Here is a 16,502-nt window from a genome sequence, read left to right on the forward strand (position 1 = left end):
GGGTTTTGACAGATACCGCCATATAAGAGGAGACCGGTTCATGAGCGACATCACCATTCACCAGCCATCAGCTGAATTCGTAAAACAAGCCAACGTGTCCGGCATGGCCGCCTACGAAGCCTTGTGCAAAAAAGCAGAAACAGATTACGAAGGCTTTTGGGCTGAGCAAGCACGCGAACTGCTGAGCTGGAAGACCCCATTCACCAAAGTGCTCGACGAGAGCAACGCACCTTTCTTCAAGTGGTTCGAAGACGGCACATTGAACGCCTCTTACAACTGCTTGGACCGCAACATTGAAAAAGGCCTGGGCGACAAGACCGCCATCATCTTCGAAGCCGACGGCGGCGAAGTGACCAAAGCCACTTACAGCCAATTGCTGGCCAAGACTTGCCAATACGCCAACGCGCTCAAATCTGTCGGCGTGAAAAAAGGCGATCGCGTGATGATCTACATCTCGATGTCGATCGAAGGCGTAGCCGCGATGCAAGCCTGTGCCCGTATCGGCGCAACCCACTCGGTGGTGTTCGGCGGCTTCTCTGCCCAATCTTTGCGTGACCGCATTGAGGACACAGGTGCCGTGGCCATCATCACCGCTGACCAACAAGTGCGCGGCGGCAAGCACCTGCCCCTGAAGTCCATCGTGGACGAAGCCATCGCCATGGGCGGTTGCGACTCTGTGAAAAACGTGTTGGTGGTCAAGCGCACAGGTGGCGACATTGCCATGGCCGCTGGCCGCGACCAATGGTTGGGCGAGTTGGCAGACAAGCAAGCCACCACCTGCGAACCAGAATGGGTGGGCGCTGAGCACCCCTTGTTCTTGCTCTACACATCAGGCTCTACCGGCAAGCCAAAAGGCGTGCAACACAGCACCGGCGGCTATTTGCTGCACGCAGCCTTGACCACCAAGTGGACGTTTGACTTGAAAGACAACGACGTGTTCTGGTGTACCGCCGACATCGGCTGGGTCACAGGCCACACGTACATCACCTACGGCCCCTTGGCTTTGGGCGGCACTGAAATCGTGTTCGAAGGCGTGCCAACCTACCCAGACGCTGGCCGCTTCTGGAAGATGATCCAAGACCACAAAGTCTCCATCTTCTACACAGCACCAACAGCCATCCGTTCACTCATCAAAGCTGCTGAAGCCAACGATGCTGTGCACCCCAAGAGCTTCAATCTCTCCAGCTTGCGCTTGCTGGGTTCGGTGGGCGAGCCCATCAACCCTGCCGCATGGGAGTGGTACTACAAGCATGTGGGCGGCAGCCGTTGCCCCATCGTGGACACCTTCTGGCAAACAGAAACTGGCGGCCACATGATCACCCCACTGCCTGGCGTGACACCGATGGTTCCCGGCTCTTGCACATTGCCCTTCCCTGGCATTCAAGCTGCCATCGTCAGCGAAACTGGCGAAGACATGCCCAATGGCCAAGGTGGTATCTTGGTCGTGAAAAAGCCATGGCCTTCCATGATTCGCACCATCTGGGGTGACCCAGAGCGCTTCAAGAAGAGCTACTACCCAGACGACTTCAAAGGCAAGTACTACTTGGCTGGCGACGGCGCGATCCGTGACGAGAAAACCGGTTACTTCACCATCACCGGCCGTATCGACGACGTGTTGAACGTGTCGGGCCACCGCATGGGCACGATGGAAATCGAATCTGCTTTGGTGAGCTGCACCGAGTTGGTGGCCGAAGCTGCGGTGGTGGGTCGTCCAGACGACACCACCGGTGAAGCCATCTGCGCGTTCGTGGTGTTGAAGCGTCCACGCCCCACAGGCGAGGAAGCCAAGCAAATCGCCAAGATCTTGCGCGACCACGTGGGCAAAGAAATTGGCCCCATCGCCAAGCCCAAGGACATCCGCTTCGGCGACAACTTGCCCAAGACCCGCTCTGGCAAGATCATGCGTCGCTTGTTGCGTAGCTTGGCCAAGAACGAGGCGATCACACAAGACACCTCGACACTGGAAAACCCAGCGATCTTGGATCAGCTGACAGACAACCACTGATCAGCCTAAAAGCTCTGAAAACCCGCCAATTTGGCGGGTTTTTTTACGCCCAACTAGGGTTTTCAATGCTTTGCTTACAATTTGTGTAACTTAAAATCAATCTCGACCATCTCCGAGAACAGCCGTGCCCACGATTTCGTCACACCTTGCGCCCGCTCAAGCTGTGCCTGCCATCAAGCAAGCACCGGCGAAGGTGAGCGTGGGTAACGCACAGCAGGCCTCGGCAGAGCCTGCGGTCAAAAAAGTAGATCCTGTGCAACAAATGCAAGCCGACAAGGAAGTGCGTGTACAGCGACTCAACCAATCACTGGACCGCAGTCAACTGAACTACTCATTTGACAAGCGATCCAGCACACTCTCCGTGAAAGTGGTGAACAAGCAGTCGGGTGAGTTCATCCGTGAAATTAACTTCCACGGTTTTCAAGCCATGGCGTTCAGCACACACGGCTACAAAGGTCGCTACGTCGACAACGCGGCTTGAACTTGACGCAACTGCTGACGCAGCTCAGCGCTGATCGAGCCAGTGACAGATAGGCTCCCACTGCTCCAAATCTTTTTCAATTTGTGTGGGTGTGATGTCAAACATGGACAAACCGTGAGCCGCCATGTGAACGTAGTACTGGGTGTCGCGCAAGTACCCTAACACTGGCACATCCAAGGCTTGGGCAAACTCTTTCAAACGACCACTGGCCAACGTTCGCGCATCGACACGGTTGCTAACCACCCCAACTCGGGCGGGTAATTTGCGTGTGAGTTGGGTCAGTTCCATCAAGAACGCATGGGTCGCCTGCATGTCAAACACGCTGGGCATCAAGGGTACGATCACGTTGTCAGCCCGTTGCACCAACTCCTTGAGGGCTGAACCACCCAAGCCAGCAGGCGTGTCAATCACCACATGGGTTGTGCCTTTGGGCGGCTTAGCTGTGGGTACTTTGCCAGCTTCGATTTCCCACGTCACGATGGGTGGCAAACGGCTAGGCCGCTGCTGCAACCAAAACCTGGAGGACTGCTGGGTGTCTGCATCGCCCAACATCACATGGTGACCGCGGGACGCAAAGTACCCGGCAATATTGGTCGCCAAAGTAGATTTGCCAGCACCGCCTTTGGGGTTCGCGACAACAACAACTTTCATATACCCGACCTCCAAAAAATTCAATGATGACAAAAACATACACCGAAAAGCGTATTTATTTGTTTAAATTCACAATAGCAATATAAACTATATCCAGCAATCACTTTTAGAGGATTTCAACATGAGCGAAGGCACCAAAGACAAAAGCATTTTCATTGGCACCGGTGTGGTGTTCAAAGGCTCTATCACTGCGCCCAACCAAGCCATTATTTCAGGTACGGTGGAAGGTGATTTGGTCGCCAAAGATGTGTTGATTGGCGCATCGGGCATCGTGACCGGCACCACCGAAGCTGACTTCATCGACGTCAAAGGTGAGTTGAACGAGTCCATCACCAGCAAAAATGTGTTGATTGTGCGCAACACTGGCAAAGTCACAGGCGATGTGACTTATGGCGAAATTGAAATCGAACGTGGCGGCAAGATCAAAGGCGCCATGAAGCAGGTCTAAGGTTTCACCGACTCACGGCCTTTGCCCCTAGCAAAGGCCGTATCACTTGAGGCTGCTGCATACAGCGAGAGATGCAGCCCGCCTAGAATTAGTGAAACTTTCAGAGCTACCTCGTTTGTCTCACTCGTCTTTCACCCACAGCGCGTCTGCAGCGTCAAATTTGGCGTCTTCGCCCTATGCGGCGCGCCAACGCTCCCCTCGCAAACACTTAACCGGCATTGGACTGGTTGTGTTGCTGCACGCTGTGTTGCTGTGGGCGATTTCGTCTGGATTGGCTCGTCAAGTCGTACGCATGACCGAGAACACGGTGGAAGCGGTGTTGATGTCGGAAGCGCCACCGCCTGCCCCACCACCTAAAGCGCCGCCCCCCAAAACACCTGCACCGCCCCCTCCTGCACCTACCACCAACGCGCCAGCCATTACGCAGCCCGTCGCACCACCAGCTGCTGCACCTGCTGCGCCAGCCATCCGCACTGGGGCGATCATCCAAGCAGGTGCATCTTGCGCTAAGCCCGATTACCCAAGCGCCTCAAGGCGCATGGAGGAGGAAGGGACCGTCACGCTTAAGTTTTTGATTGGCATCGACGGCAAAGTACTCCAAGCCGAGATTGAAAAATCATCCGGCTTCACACGCTTAGACGAAGCCGCTCGCAATGCGCTGTCGAAATGCCAGTTCCGCCCCGGCACGGTGGACGGCAAGCCTGAGCAAAGCTGGGCCAGCATCAAATACACCTGGCGCTTGGAATAAGCGCCGCCCCCACACAAAGTCAGTCACAAGGAAACACCCATGTTGCAACACATCTTCACACGCGCCGCTGCGGCACTCTCAACACTGGTATTTAGCGCCAGCGTCATGGCTGAAGAAGTCGTTGAGAACCCCTACGGCTTGTCCGCTCTGTGGGCGCAAGGCGATGTGGTAGCCAAGGCCACGCTGCTGATTTTGGTCATCATGAGCATGGGCAGCTGGTATGTGATCTTCACCAAACTGGCCGAGCAAAACCGCGTGATGCGTTATGCCCAAACAGCGCAAAACAATTTTTGGAACGCAGGCAATGTACGCCAAGGTGCAGACGGTTTGGAAGAGGACAGCCCGTTTCGCTTCATCGCCGAAAAGGGCTTGGAAGGTGCGAGCAAGCACACGGGTTTGCTTGGCAGCATTAACTTCAACGACTGGGTGACCATGAGCATCCAACGCGCCATGAACAATGTGCAAAGCCGCATGCAGGATGGCTTGGCAGTGTTGGCGACTGTCGGTTCAACAGCGCCCTTTGTTGGTTTGTTCGGCACGGTCTGGGGCATTTACAACGCGCTGGTGAAGATTGGCATGTCAGGCCAAGCCAGCATCGACAAAGTGGCAGGCCCTGTGGGCGAATCGCTCATCATGACCGCCATTGGTTTGGCCGTGGCTGTGCCTGCGGTGTTGGGCTACAACTGGCTGGTGCGTCGTAACAAAGTGGCGATGGAAGAAGTGCATGCCTTTGGCGCTGACTTGCATGCGGTGTTGTTGGGTTCGGCTCAGAAATAACCATGGCCATGAACCTCGGCCCCAGTGAGGGCGACGATGAATTGCTAACCACCATCAACACCACGCCTTTGGTGGATGTGATGCTGGTGCTGCTCATCATTTTTCTCATCACCATTCCGGTAGTGACCACCTCTGTCAAAGTGGAACTGCCACACGAGGTGCAACAGCCACGTGAAACAAAGCCCGACAACATCATCTTGTCGGTCAATGCGCAAGGCCAAGCCTATTTGTATGACGCACCGGTGCGCAGCAATGCGGACTTGATCAAGCAGCTGCAAAGCTTTGCCGAGAAAACGCCGCAGCCCGAAGTGCAAATTCGCGGTGACGCCAAAACCGACTTTGAAGCGGTAGGCCGTGTGCTGTATGCCGCACAAGTAGCGGGCTTGACCAAGGTGAGGTTTGTCACCGACCCGCAAGGGGCTGCCACACAAGCGCCGCAAGGGAAATAAGCATGGCGATGAACCTGCCCTCTTTGACCAACGGCCAAGACGAACCCGAAGTGATGATGGACATCAACACCACGCCGTTGATCGACGTGATGTTGGTGTTGCTGATCATGCTCATCATCACCATCCCCGTGCAGCTGCATTCGGTCAACCTCGACATGCCGCAAAGCGCCACACCGCAAACCAAAAAGCCCAATGTGGTTCGCATCGAAGTGGATGCACGCAGCGTGGTCAACTGGAACGGCAAGCCTTTGGCTGACCGTGCCGCACTCGACGCTTTGTTGCTAGAAGCCAAAGCCCAAGAGCCGCAACCCGAGCTGCACATCAAAGCGCAAGGTAAAGCCAAATACGAAGCGGTCGCCGGTGTGTTGGCCAGTGCGCAACGCCAAGGCCTGACCAAGATTGGCATTGTGGGCACGGAGCAATTTGCTGCGCCTTAACGCCAAGTGAGCGACTTAGGCCACGATGCCTTTGTCTTTGAGCGCTTGAATCTGCTCAGCACTCAACCCAATTTCATGCAACACGGCATCTGTGTCTTGCCCAATGGTGGGCGCGTTGCGGCGGTGGCTGCCGGGTGTGCGTGATAGTTTCGGAATGATGCCGGGCACCGCCAATGATGTGCCGTCATCCATCTGCACCTGTTGAATCATGCCGCGTGCTTGGTAGTGCGGGTCAGCCGCAATGTCGGCCACGGTGTAGATACGGCCTGCGGGCACGTCGGCTTTATCCAAAGCCTCCAGCACTTGTGCCACAGTCAGTTGCGCGGTCCACATGCCAATCGCAGCATCAATCTCGGCCACACGCTGGACGCGCCCGGCGTTGTCACTTAGTGCTGGGTCGTTGCCCAAATCATCGCGGCCCATGGTGTGCATGAGGCGTTTGAAGATGCTGTCGCCATTGCCCGCAATCAACACGTAGCCCTCGTCTTTGCAGCGGTAGGCATTGCTAGGTGCGATGCCAGGCAAGGCGCTGCCCGCAGCTTCGCGCACCGCGCCAAACGCGCTGTACTCAGGCAGCAAACTTTCCATGCAGTTGAAGACGGCTTCGTACAAAGCCACGTCAATCACTTGGCCTTGTCCGCTTTTCTCGCGCTCGTGCAAGGCCATCAAAATGCCAATCACGCCATGCAACGACGCCAGCGTATCGCCAATGCTCACCCCCACGCGCACAGGCACACGCCCTGGCTCGGCGGTGAGGTGGCGCAAACCACTCATGGCCTCAGCCACCACGCCAAAGCCTGGCTTGTCGCGATACGGCCCAGTTTGCCCATAGCCACTGATGCGCAACATGATGAGGCGCGGGTTGAGAGCCAACAAATCATCGGGGCCGAGGCCCCAGCCTTCCATCGCGCCTGGGCGAAAGTTCTCGATCAACACATCCGCGTCTTTGACGAGTTGACGCACGATGTCTTGGGCTTCATTGTCTTTGAGGTCCAACGCCACCGAGCGCTTGTTGCGCGACTGCACTTGCCACCACACCGATGTGCCATCTTTGAGCAAGCGCCATTTGCGCAGCGGGTCGCCTGTTTTGGGTGTTTCAATCTTCACCACATCGGCACCAAAGTCGGCCAGTGTTTTGGCGGCAAAAGGTCCTGCGATGAGCTGGCCGAGTTCGACCACGCGCAGGCCGTCAAGAGGGGTTTGAGTTGTGCTTGGAGTCGCTGGATTTTTCATGCTTGGCATTGTGCCGAATGCATGCGAGGTGCGCACGCGTGTCTTCACGCAGGTGACAGCGCCAGCCGCCCATCGAGGCAGTTAGAACTCAGCGTGAAAGCGCAGCGCATACACATTGACCGGCCCACGGTCCGCGTTATATGCAGGGTTTTGGATGCGTTGGTAGTCGGTGGTGAGCCACGTGCCGCGCGTCATTTGAAAACTGTAGAAGGCTTCCAAAATTTGCTCTGGTTTGTAGCTCAGCGTTTGCGTGGTGCTGGCAGCGTCACCAATGAAATACGACATGCCGCCAGCCGCCAAGAAACCACGACGCTCGGGCGACAAGGTGTTGTGCATGAAGGCAACACCCACTGCATCGTCAGCTCGGCCCCACAACCCGCCTTTGAAAACCAAACCCGTTGAGAGTGAGCCATCGGCTTCGGTGAAGGCGTAGGTTTCGGTTTTGCCATCGGCCTTCATGGCGCGCAAGAAAAAGCCCACGCTGGTGTTGATCGCTTGCTCGATGTTGACGCCCAAGCCGTACTTGATTTTTTCGCCACCACGCACATCGACCAAAGCTTGCGGTGTGGTCTGCACGCCATATTGTGTTTGCAACCCATGCGTTGCGTCGCTGAAGCTCGCCAATTGCGCGCGGTTGCGCCACGCCAACACACGCACCTTGCCTGGCTGATCAGCCAATATGTGGCCGCGTTCAATTTCTACTTGGTCACCATAGTGTTTGCCAATGGCAAAGTCCACAGGCAACCCATTGGGGGTTTTAGGGCCGGTCATGCGGCCAAAGCGCAGCACCCAGTTGTCTTGGTACCACTCGCCCGCAAAACCCCAGCCAAAACCACGCGCATCCGCTGCATAGTCGTAGGAGGCATACGTCCAGTTACCCCAGTTCATGAACTGGGTGCGTGGGTCTTTGGCATAGGCGTTGTCGTCAAACACGTCGAGCGTAGAAAAGTTACCCGCCGTCAACACAAAGCGGTTTTTGTCGACTAGCCCTGCCATTTGGTTGAAATCGGGCTCGATCTGCTCTTGTTCGCCGCCGTGGTTCCAAGTTTGTCGCAAGAACAGTCGCTGGCGGTACAACTTGGGCGTGCTACCGCCCGCACGGGTGATCTCGCCATTGGTGAAGCCGCCTAGGCCCACCAAATTACCCGAGAACGGCACGCCTGCTGCCACCTCTGGGTTGAAATACAGCTCACCGTCTTGCCATGGGCGAAAGCCCCAGTGTGCGGTGGTGCTGAAGGTGTACATCTGCTCGCTTTGAGAAGACAAACTGTTAGCACCCGAATATGACGCGCGAAATGAATCGTGGTGCTGCCAGTTGTAGGTCAGCTGATAGCGAGCGCTGGTGTCTTCCATGTCAAACGTTTGGGCCTGTTGCGCCCACGCGCATACTGCAGCCAAGCTGCTCGTCACAAAAACTGCAAGTCGTTGGCGCGGAAATTGAAGCATCGAGTAGACAAAAAGACAAAGTGGATGTACTAGATCAGTCATTGTAGGAAGGCTTTGTGTCACTCCTGTGAACATTTATCAGACTCGAGCACATGATCGTGTAGCAAAAACTTCAAAAAAACTTAATACCTACGTCACGAAACAAACCAAAACTACCTAGGTCTATTTAACCAACTAGGAGTATCTCTCGTGAAAAAAAATGTAGCTTTGGCTTTGGCTATCGGCACGATCGCCGTATCAGTACAAGCACAATCGAACACCATCAAAACTGCTGGTAATTGGGAGTTTTATGGACGTGCGCACCTCGCCTTGGAAAATCAAGATGATGGCAGCAAATACAAACAAACCAACTTGTCTAGTAACTCGTCTCGCTTAGGTTTGCGTGGCGACAAAAGCTTTGGCGATTTGAAAGGCATCTGGCAAATTGAATCAGAAATTCAATTCAACCGCACAGAAGCTGTTGCTGGCACAGCACCTACAACCCAAGCAGCTGACAAAGCCGGAACGAATACATTTGCCTCTCGTGACACTTTCGCTGGTGTTGAAGGCAGCTTTGGTCAAGTCAAAGTAGGTAAATTTGACACCCCAATGAAAGTGGCCCGAGCAGCTGCAGACTTGTTTGGTGACCAATTGGGTGACATGCGCAACATCACTCGCGCAGGTGCGAAATTTGATGAACGTCCCAACAACATCATCCAATATCAATCGCCTGATATGAGTGGTGTGCGTTTGGCTTTAGCCTACTCACCGCAATCCACGGGTGTCGCAGACGTGAACACAACAACAGGCGTAGTTAAAGAGACTGCGATGACCAGCATGTCCGTTACCTACAACTCAGGCGATATGTCAGCTGCTCTGGCACAAGAAAGCTATCAAAAAGATCATGCAGATGGGAAACGTGATGCCGTACGCTTGGCCTTGTCATATAAGTTGATGAATGACCTCAAATTGGTCGGATTCTTCCAAGACGCTTCATACATGAAAGCTGCAAACGATGACCAAGGCAGCAAAGTGACAGGGTTTGGTGCTGAATATCAAATTATTCCTAATCACACAGTATTGCGTGCACATGTCATGGATCGCAAAGCCAACAAGGCTAACTCTGACTCAAAGATGACAGCCATCGGTATCGACCGCATCATCAGCAAAGAACTCCGCTTCTATGCGAACTACGCCATGGTGACAAACGGCTCTGCAGCAAAAGTTGCCCCTTGGTCTGAGGGTAAAGCAGATGGAAGCAAGGTAACTCCAAGTGCTAGTGGAACAGAGACAAAAGGCTTTGCTTTAGGGATGCGCTACGACTTCTAAAGTCACTCCCACGATCTTGGCTTGCAGCCAGCTACAAGCCAAGCTTCCAATTGAATTCTCTAAGGTAGGTGGTTATTCGCCTTTCACAGCCGCTTTTAAAAGCGGCTTTTTTATGCCTAGTTCACTTTTAACCCTTCTTACTGCGTGCTCCCGCATAAAATCTAAGGCTGCACAAAAGGAACACGCATGGGACGCACCCTTTACGACAAAATTTTTGATGAACACGTTGTTCACACCGAAGAGGACGGCACGTCCATCCTCTACATCGACCGCCACTTGGTTCACGAGGTGACCAGCCCCCAAGCGTTTGAGGGCATTCGCCAAGCGGGCCGCAAGGTCTGGCGCGTCAGCTCCATCGTCGCCACCGCTGACCACAACACCCCCACCACCGGCTGGGAGCTGGGCTACGACGGCATTGCCGACCCCATCAGCAAAGAGCAAATCACCACGCTGGACAGCAACATTGCCGAATTTGGCTCGGCCGCGTTCTTCCCCTTCATGTCCAAGCGCCAAGGCATCGTGCACGTGATTGGCCCTGAAAACGGCGCCACCCTGCCCGGCATGACCGTGGTGTGCGGCGACAGCCACACCTCCACCCACGGCGCGTTTGGCGCGCTGGCCCACGGCATCGGCACCTCTGAGGTCGAACACGTCATGGCCACGCAAACACTGCTGGCCAAAAAAGCCAAAAACATGTTGGTGAAAGTTGAAGGCCAAGTGGCCAAGGGCGTGACCGCCAAAGACATCGTGCTAGCCATCATCGGCAAAATCGGCACCGCTGGCGGTACGGGCTACACCATTGAGTTTGCAGGTTCGGCCATTCGTGCCTTGAGCATGGAAGGCCGCATGACCGTGTGCAACATGGCCATCGAAGGCGGCGCACGCGCTGGCTTGGTGGCGGTGGACGACAAAACCATCGAGTACGTGAAAGGCCGTTTACTCTCCCCAACGGGCGTGGAGTGGGACCAAGCCGTGGCGTACTGGAAAACTTTGCACTCTGACGCCGACGCCAAATTTGACGCGGTGGTGGAGTTGAAAGCCGAAGAGATCGAACCGCAAGTTACCTGGGGCACCTCGCCCGAAATGGTGCTGGGTGTGAGCGCCGTGGTGCCCGACCCCGACAAAGAAAAAGACCCGAACAAACGTGGCGCGATTGAGCGTGCCCTGACCTACATGGACCTCACACCCGGCAAGGCGCTGAGCGACATCCATGTGGACAAAGTGTTCATTGGCTCATGCACCAACAGCCGCATTGAAGACATGCGCGAAGCCGCTGCCGTGGTCAAAAAACTCGGCCAAAAAGTGGCGAGCAACATCAAGCAAGCCTTGGTCGTGCCTGGCTCGGGCTTGGTCAAAGAGCAAGCCGAAAAAGAAGGCCTGCACGAAATTTTCAAAGCCGCTGGCTTTGAGTGGCGTGAGCCCGGTTGCTCCATGTGCTTGGCCATGAACGCCGATCGCTTGGAGCCCGGCGAACGCTGCGCGTCCACCAGCAACCGCAACTTTGAAGGCCGTCAAGGCAATGGTGGTCGCACCCACTTGGTCAGCCCAGCCATGGCCGCCGCTGCGGCCATTCACGGCCACTTTGTGGACATTCGCAAATTCGCCTAAGAGAGACGCACATGCAGAAATTCACCCTCCACAAAGGCATCGTGGCCCCGATGGACCGCGAGAACGTCGACACCGACGCGATCATCCCAAAACAATTTTTGAAGTCCATCCGCAAAACCGGCTTTGGCCCCAACTTGTTTGACGAGTGGCGATACCTCGACCACGGCGAGCCTGGCGTGCCTGAGTCTGAACGCAAACCCAACCCCGACTTTGTACTCAACCAGCCGCGCTACAAGGGTGCCTCGGTCTTGTTAGCCCGCAAGAACTTTGGCTGTGGCTCGTCACGCGAACACGCACCTTGGGCGATTGACCAATACGGTTTTCGCGCCGTGATTGCGCCGAGCTTTGCCGACATCTTTTTCAACAACTGTTTCAAAAACGGCTTGTTGCCCATCGTGTTGCCCGAAGCCACCGTGGACTTGCTGTTCAACGAAGTGCACGCCTTCCCCGGCTATGAGTTGACGATTGATTTGGAACGCCAAGTCATCGTGCGCCCCCAAGGCGAAGAAATTCCGTTTGAGGTGCAGGCCTTCCGCAAATACTGCTTGCTCAACGGCTTTGACGACATTGGCCTGACCCTGCGCCACAAAGACAAAATTGCCGCCTTCGAAGCCGAGCGCTTGGCCACCAAGCCTTGGTTGGCACACACCGTGTAATTCAGAAAGAAAAGAAAAATGAAAATCGCAGTTTTGCCCGGCGACGGCATTGGTACCGAAATCGTCGCAGAAGCCGTCAAGGTCTTGAATGTCCTCGACTTGAAGTTTGAAATGGAATCGGCCTTGGTCGGCGGCGCCGCGTTTGACGCGCACGGCCACCCCCTGCCCGAAGCCACTTTGAAACTCGCCATGGATGCCGACGCCGTGTTGTTTGGCGCCGTGGGCGACTGGAAATACGACACACTCGACCGCCCCCTGCGCCCCGAGCAAGCCATTTTGGGCCTGCGCAAAAACATGGGCCTGTTTGCCAATTTCCGCCCCGCCATTTGCTACGAGCAGCTGGTGGGCGCATCGAGCTTGAAGCCTGAGCTGATTGCGGGCTTGGACATTTTGATCATCCGCGAACTCACGGGCGACATTTACTTTGGTCAGCCCCGTGGTCGCCGCACCGCCGTGGACGGCCACTTCCCCGGCGCGCTGGAAGCGTTTGACACCATGCGCTACAGCAAGCCCGAAATCGAGCGCATTGCGCATGTGGCTTTCCAAGCCGCGCAAAAGCGCAACAAAAAGGTCACCAGCGTGGACAAGGCCAACGTGCTCGAAACCTTCCAGCTCTGGAAAGACGTGGTCACCGAAGTGCACGCCCAATACCCCGACGTGGAGCTGCAACACATGTACGTGGACAACGCGGCCATGCAACTGGTCAAAGCGCCCAAGGCGTTTGACGTGGTGGTGACCGGCAATATGTTTGGCGACATCCTGAGCGACGAAGCCTCCATGCTCACCGGCTCCATCGGCATGTTGCCCTCGGCCTCGCTCAACAGCAAAAACCAAGGCCTGTACGAACCCAGCCACGGCAGCGCCCCCGACATCGCCGGCAAAGGCGTGGCTAACCCGCTGGCCACCATCTTGTCTGCGGCCATGATGCTGCGCTTCTCGCTCAATCAGCCCGAAGCCGCCGAGCGCATTGAAACCGCCGTCAAAGCCGTGCTGGCTCAAGGCCTGCGCACCCCCGACATTTACAGCGAAGGCACCACCAAAGTGGGCACCGCGCAAATGGGCGATGCGGTGGTGAAGGCGTTGCGTTAATTCGCTTCCTGTCCCACCCTAGAAAACGCGCCTTCGGGCGCGTTTTTCATTTCAGCGCACTGACTTGAACCTCTAAATTTGTCAGCCAGCCACAAGCCCCCATCCACTACAATAGTTGTCATGTTTCACGCCCGCTCGTTCTCTCTGAACTTCGCTGCCACCGCACTGGTGGCTGTTGGCGCGCGTGCAATCACCATCAAAACCACGACCATTAAGGGCTAATCAGCTCCGGTTCGTCGTGCGCCACCCCGGCCAGACGAGCCGGGCAAACAGTCAGGTCTGGCACTGTTTTCTACATTTGAAAAGGCGTTGAAAAATGAGCAAGTTAGTAGGTTTAGTCGGTTGGCGCGGCATGGTCGGCTCGGTGTTGATCGACCGCATGATTCAAGAGAAAGACTTCGATCTGATCGAACCCGTGTTCTTCTCCACGTCTAACGCTGGTGGCAAAGCCCCCGCGCAAGCCAAGAACGAAACCACGCTCCAAGACGCCAACAACATTGACGCACTGAAGCGTTGCGAAATCATCATCACTTGCCAAGGCGGCGACTACACCAAAGAGGTGTACCCCAAGCTGCGCGCAGCGGGCTGGAACGGCCACTGGATTGACGCAGCCTCTAGCCTGCGCATGGCAGACGATGCCGTGATCATCTTGGACCCCGTCAACCGCAACGTGATCGACAGCGCCTTGGGCAAAGGCGGCAAGAACTGGATCGGCGGCAACTGCACCGTGAGCTTGATGCTCATGGGCTTGGGCGGCTTGTTCCAACACAACCTGGTTGAGTGGGTCAGCGCGATGACTTACCAAGCGGCTTCAGGTGCAGGCGCACAAAACATGCGCGAGTTGCTCAGCCAGATGGGCGCTTTGCACGCCGCCGTCAAAGACGACTTGGCCAACCCCTCTTCTGCCATCTTGGACATCGACCGCAAAGTGTCAGCCACCATGCGCAGCGCCGAGTTCCCCACCAAAAACTTCCGCAATACCGCCTTGGCTGGCAGCTTGATCCCTTGGATCGACGTGCCTGTTGAACACGGCCAAAGCAAGGAAGAGTGGAAGGGCGGCGCTGAGTGCAACAAGATCTTGGGCAACCCAGCATTCCGCACAGCGGGTTCGATTCCTATCGACGGTTTGTGCGTGCGCATTGGCGCGATGCGCTGCCACTCACAAGGCTTGACCATCAAGCTGAAAAAAGACGTGCCGATGGACGAGATCGAAAGCATCTTGGCCAGTGCAAACGACTGGGTCAAAGTGGTGCCTAACGTGCGCGAAATCAGCGAACGTGACCTGACACCCGCAGCCGTGACCGGTACTTTGACAGTACCAGTGGGTCGCTTGCACAAAATGGCCATGGGCAACGACTACTTGGGCGCGTTCACCGTCGGTGACCAGCTCTTGTGGGGCGCTGCCGAGCCTTTGCGCCGCATGCTGCGCATCCTGCTCGAAGCGTAAAACAAAGTAATATCTCTGGGTATGAAAAAAGCCTACTGCTCTGCTTCCCATTTGTTCAAACGAACTGCGCTATGTGCCGCTTTATCACTGTCGGTTTTCGGCAGTGCGCAAGCGCTCACCTTGAGCCGACCCGTCGTACAAAGCAAGCAGGGCGAGGCTTTGCGCGTTGAGATTGATGTCAGCGAGATCACCATCGCTGAACAAATCGAGCTCGAAGCCAAAATCGCCAGCCCCGAGGTTTACAACGCGGCAAAGATGGATGTGCCGATGGTGAACGGCCAACCGCTCGATGTTCAGGTGCAACTGTTGCGCCGAGACCACGGTTGGCCCTATTTGAAGATCACCAGCAAACAGCCCGTCACCAGTAATTTCGTTGATTTGTTGATCGATTTGAGCTGGGCCACGGGTCGCATGCTGCGCGATGTCACGCTGTCGATCGACAACACGGGCAGCAAAAAACCCACTGCACCTTTGATGCCAAGCCTGAGCGAGCGCACAGCGACGCAGGTCGAAAAACCAGCGTCCAAGAGCAAAAGCGCAAGCGAACAAGACGGCAAGATCCTCGTCAAGCGAGGTGACACTGCCAGTGAGCTAGCAGCTGGCCAAACCCCAGAAGGCGTTTCGCTTGAGCAAATGTTGGTGGCGCTGCTTCGCAGTAACCCAGATGCGTTTGTCGAGTCCAATGTCAACCGCATGAAGGAAGGCGCTTTGCTCACCTTGCCTTCTGAAGCAGAAGCCAAAGCCGTTTCACGCGAAGACGCTCGCCGTGAAATTCAAGTGCAAGCCAAAGACTTTGAAGCCTACCGCGCTGAGCTGGCTGCACGCGCCCCTGGCGGAGTGGTCCCCAAAGTAGCGCGCGACAGCGCCGGCAAGCTTGAGGCAAAGGTCCAAAACAAGAATGACAAAGCCAACCAAGACAAGTTGACTTTGGCAAAACCCGGCAGCAAAGAATCGGTTGCCGAAGAAAAAATTGCACAACAACGTGAAGCTCAAGATGTAGCGAGCCGTGCAGCTGAACTCAGCCGCAACATTGCAGAACTAGGCAAAATTGCAGCGGCCACAGTGGGTGGTAACGCCAGTCCTGCCGCTGAGTCTGCGTCAACACCAGCATCTTCCACCGGCGTATTGCCCGTTGATGTGCCAGCGAGCGCCGCTGAGGCCAATGGCGAGTGGCTCAACGAACTACGTGACAACAGCCTCACGCCCATCGCTGCAGGCAGCTTGATCGCCTTGTTGGTGCTGATTGGCTTGTGGCGACGCAGTGCGCAAAAGAAAGAAGCAGACAACATTGAGGGCCTGCCTCCTCTCAACGTCAAGTTCAACCTTGACTTGCCCGACCATGATGCCCAAGAGCCTGTCGAGCGCGCCTACATCCACGATGTCGCCACGCACACACACGATGTGCACGAGCATCCCCATGACCACGCACACACAAGCCATGGGCATGATGAAGATGATCTGAAAGAAGAAGATCATCCACATCATGAAGCAACTAGCTTGCGTCCTACCTTAGAAATGCCCAATATTTCTTTGGATTTAGATCTCGACGAAGCAACAGCCGCTCCCGCCAGCCCCTACCAAGTACGCATGGACTTGGCTGACGAACTGTGGAACCTAGGCCAGCTGCACACCAGCAGAGCGCTCATGGAAGAAGTGGCGATGGAAGCCTCTGGCGAAGACGAGCAAAAAGCCCTCAAGTGGCTGGCTGAACGAGGCTAA

16 protein-coding genes are annotated in these 16,502 nt (G+C 55.8%); 13 read left to right on the top strand and 3 right to left on the bottom strand.

The window, feature by feature from the left end; all coding sequences use genetic code 11:
* Positions 1–40: 40 nt before the first annotated feature.
* Together acs and QMG27_RS09715 are read left to right on the top strand one after the other, a co-directional pair.
* On the top strand, positions 41–2,005 hold the full coding sequence (gene acs, locus QMG27_RS09710) for an acetate--CoA ligase (RefSeq protein WP_281810854.1): 1,965 nt from the start codon (positions 41–43) through the stop codon (positions 2,003–2,005).
* Between the two features lie 124 nt (positions 2,006–2,129).
* Complete coding sequence (locus QMG27_RS09715) at positions 2,130–2,486, top strand: flagellar protein FlaG (protein ID WP_281810855.1); 357 nt, start codon at positions 2,130–2,132, stop codon at positions 2,484–2,486.
* A gap of 24 nt (positions 2,487–2,510) precedes the next feature.
* Here QMG27_RS09715 and QMG27_RS09720 read toward each other — a convergent pair whose 3' ends face one another.
* Positions 2,511–3,137, bottom strand: coding sequence for a ParA family protein (locus tag QMG27_RS09720; protein WP_281810856.1), 627 nt, complete (start codon positions 3,135–3,137; stop codon positions 2,511–2,513).
* A 121-nt stretch (positions 3,138–3,258) separates the two neighbouring features.
* Between QMG27_RS09720 and QMG27_RS09725 the strand changes: the two genes are divergently transcribed.
* The 5 genes from QMG27_RS09725 to QMG27_RS09745 all read left to right on the top strand — a co-directional run bounded on the left by QMG27_RS09725 (position 3,259) and on the right by QMG27_RS09745 (position 5,996).
* A complete protein-coding gene (locus tag QMG27_RS09725) occupies positions 3,259–3,585 on the top strand; it encodes a polymer-forming cytoskeletal protein (RefSeq protein ID WP_281810857.1) in 327 nt (108 codons plus the stop codon).
* Positions 3,586–3,700: 115 nt separating this feature from the next.
* Positions 3,701–4,333, top strand: coding sequence for an energy transducer TonB (locus QMG27_RS09730; protein ID WP_281810858.1), 633 nt, complete (start codon positions 3,701–3,703; stop codon positions 4,331–4,333).
* A 39-nt stretch (positions 4,334–4,372) separates the two neighbouring features.
* Positions 4,373–5,110 carry a MotA/TolQ/ExbB proton channel family protein gene (locus QMG27_RS09735; protein WP_281810859.1) on the top strand — a complete coding sequence of 246 codons (738 nt, stop codon included), beginning with the start codon at positions 4,373–4,375 and terminating at the stop codon, positions 5,108–5,110.
* 2 nt (positions 5,111–5,112) lie between these two features.
* Positions 5,113–5,559, top strand: a complete 447-nt coding sequence (locus tag QMG27_RS09740) for a biopolymer transporter ExbD (RefSeq protein ID WP_281810860.1) — start codon at positions 5,113–5,115, stop codon at positions 5,557–5,559.
* 2 nt (positions 5,560–5,561) lie between these two features.
* Positions 5,562–5,996: a biopolymer transporter ExbD gene (locus QMG27_RS09745; protein WP_281810861.1), complete on the top strand. Its 435-nt coding sequence runs from the start codon at positions 5,562–5,564 to the stop codon at positions 5,994–5,996.
* A 15-nt stretch (positions 5,997–6,011) separates the two neighbouring features.
* Here QMG27_RS09745 and QMG27_RS09750 read toward each other — a convergent pair whose 3' ends face one another.
* Entirely contained in the window at positions 6,012–7,238 is a 1,227-nt protein-coding gene (locus tag QMG27_RS09750; RefSeq protein ID WP_281814600.1) for a CaiB/BaiF CoA-transferase family protein, read from the bottom strand.
* Positions 7,239–7,310: 72 nt separating this feature from the next.
* Positions 7,311–8,582 (bottom strand): carbohydrate porin, encoded by a 1,272-nt coding sequence (locus QMG27_RS09755; RefSeq protein ID WP_281810862.1) that lies wholly within the window; start codon positions 8,580–8,582, stop codon positions 7,311–7,313.
* Between the two features lie 282 nt (positions 8,583–8,864).
* Between QMG27_RS09755 and QMG27_RS09760 the strand changes: the two genes are divergently transcribed.
* From QMG27_RS09760 to QMG27_RS09785, 6 genes are all read left to right on the top strand, one after another.
* Positions 8,865–9,983 (top strand): porin, encoded by a 1,119-nt coding sequence (locus tag QMG27_RS09760; protein ID WP_281810863.1) that lies wholly within the window; start codon positions 8,865–8,867, stop codon positions 9,981–9,983.
* A gap of 186 nt (positions 9,984–10,169) precedes the next feature.
* The gene (leuC, locus tag QMG27_RS09765; protein WP_281810864.1) at positions 10,170–11,591 is read left to right on the top strand and encodes a 3-isopropylmalate dehydratase large subunit; all 1,422 of its coding nucleotides are present in this window, start codon (positions 10,170–10,172) and stop codon (positions 11,589–11,591) included.
* An 11-nt stretch (positions 11,592–11,602) separates the two neighbouring features.
* Complete coding sequence (leuD, locus tag QMG27_RS09770) at positions 11,603–12,247, top strand: 3-isopropylmalate dehydratase small subunit (RefSeq protein ID WP_281810865.1); 645 nt, start codon at positions 11,603–11,605, stop codon at positions 12,245–12,247.
* 18 nt (positions 12,248–12,265) lie between these two features.
* The gene (gene leuB / locus QMG27_RS09775; protein WP_281810866.1) at positions 12,266–13,336 is read left to right on the top strand and encodes a 3-isopropylmalate dehydrogenase; all 1,071 of its coding nucleotides are present in this window, start codon (positions 12,266–12,268) and stop codon (positions 13,334–13,336) included.
* A gap of 316 nt (positions 13,337–13,652) precedes the next feature.
* A complete protein-coding gene (gene asd, locus QMG27_RS09780) occupies positions 13,653–14,783 on the top strand; it encodes an aspartate-semialdehyde dehydrogenase (RefSeq protein ID WP_281810867.1) in 1,131 nt (376 codons plus the stop codon).
* A gap of 120 nt (positions 14,784–14,903) precedes the next feature.
* Positions 14,904–16,502 (top strand): FimV/HubP family polar landmark protein, encoded by a 1,599-nt coding sequence (locus QMG27_RS09785; protein WP_281810868.1) that lies wholly within the window; start codon positions 14,904–14,906, stop codon positions 16,500–16,502.

This window comes from Limnohabitans sp. MORI2 (genome assembly GCF_027925025.1).
GTDB lineage: Bacteria > Pseudomonadota > Gammaproteobacteria > Burkholderiales > Burkholderiaceae_C > Limnohabitans.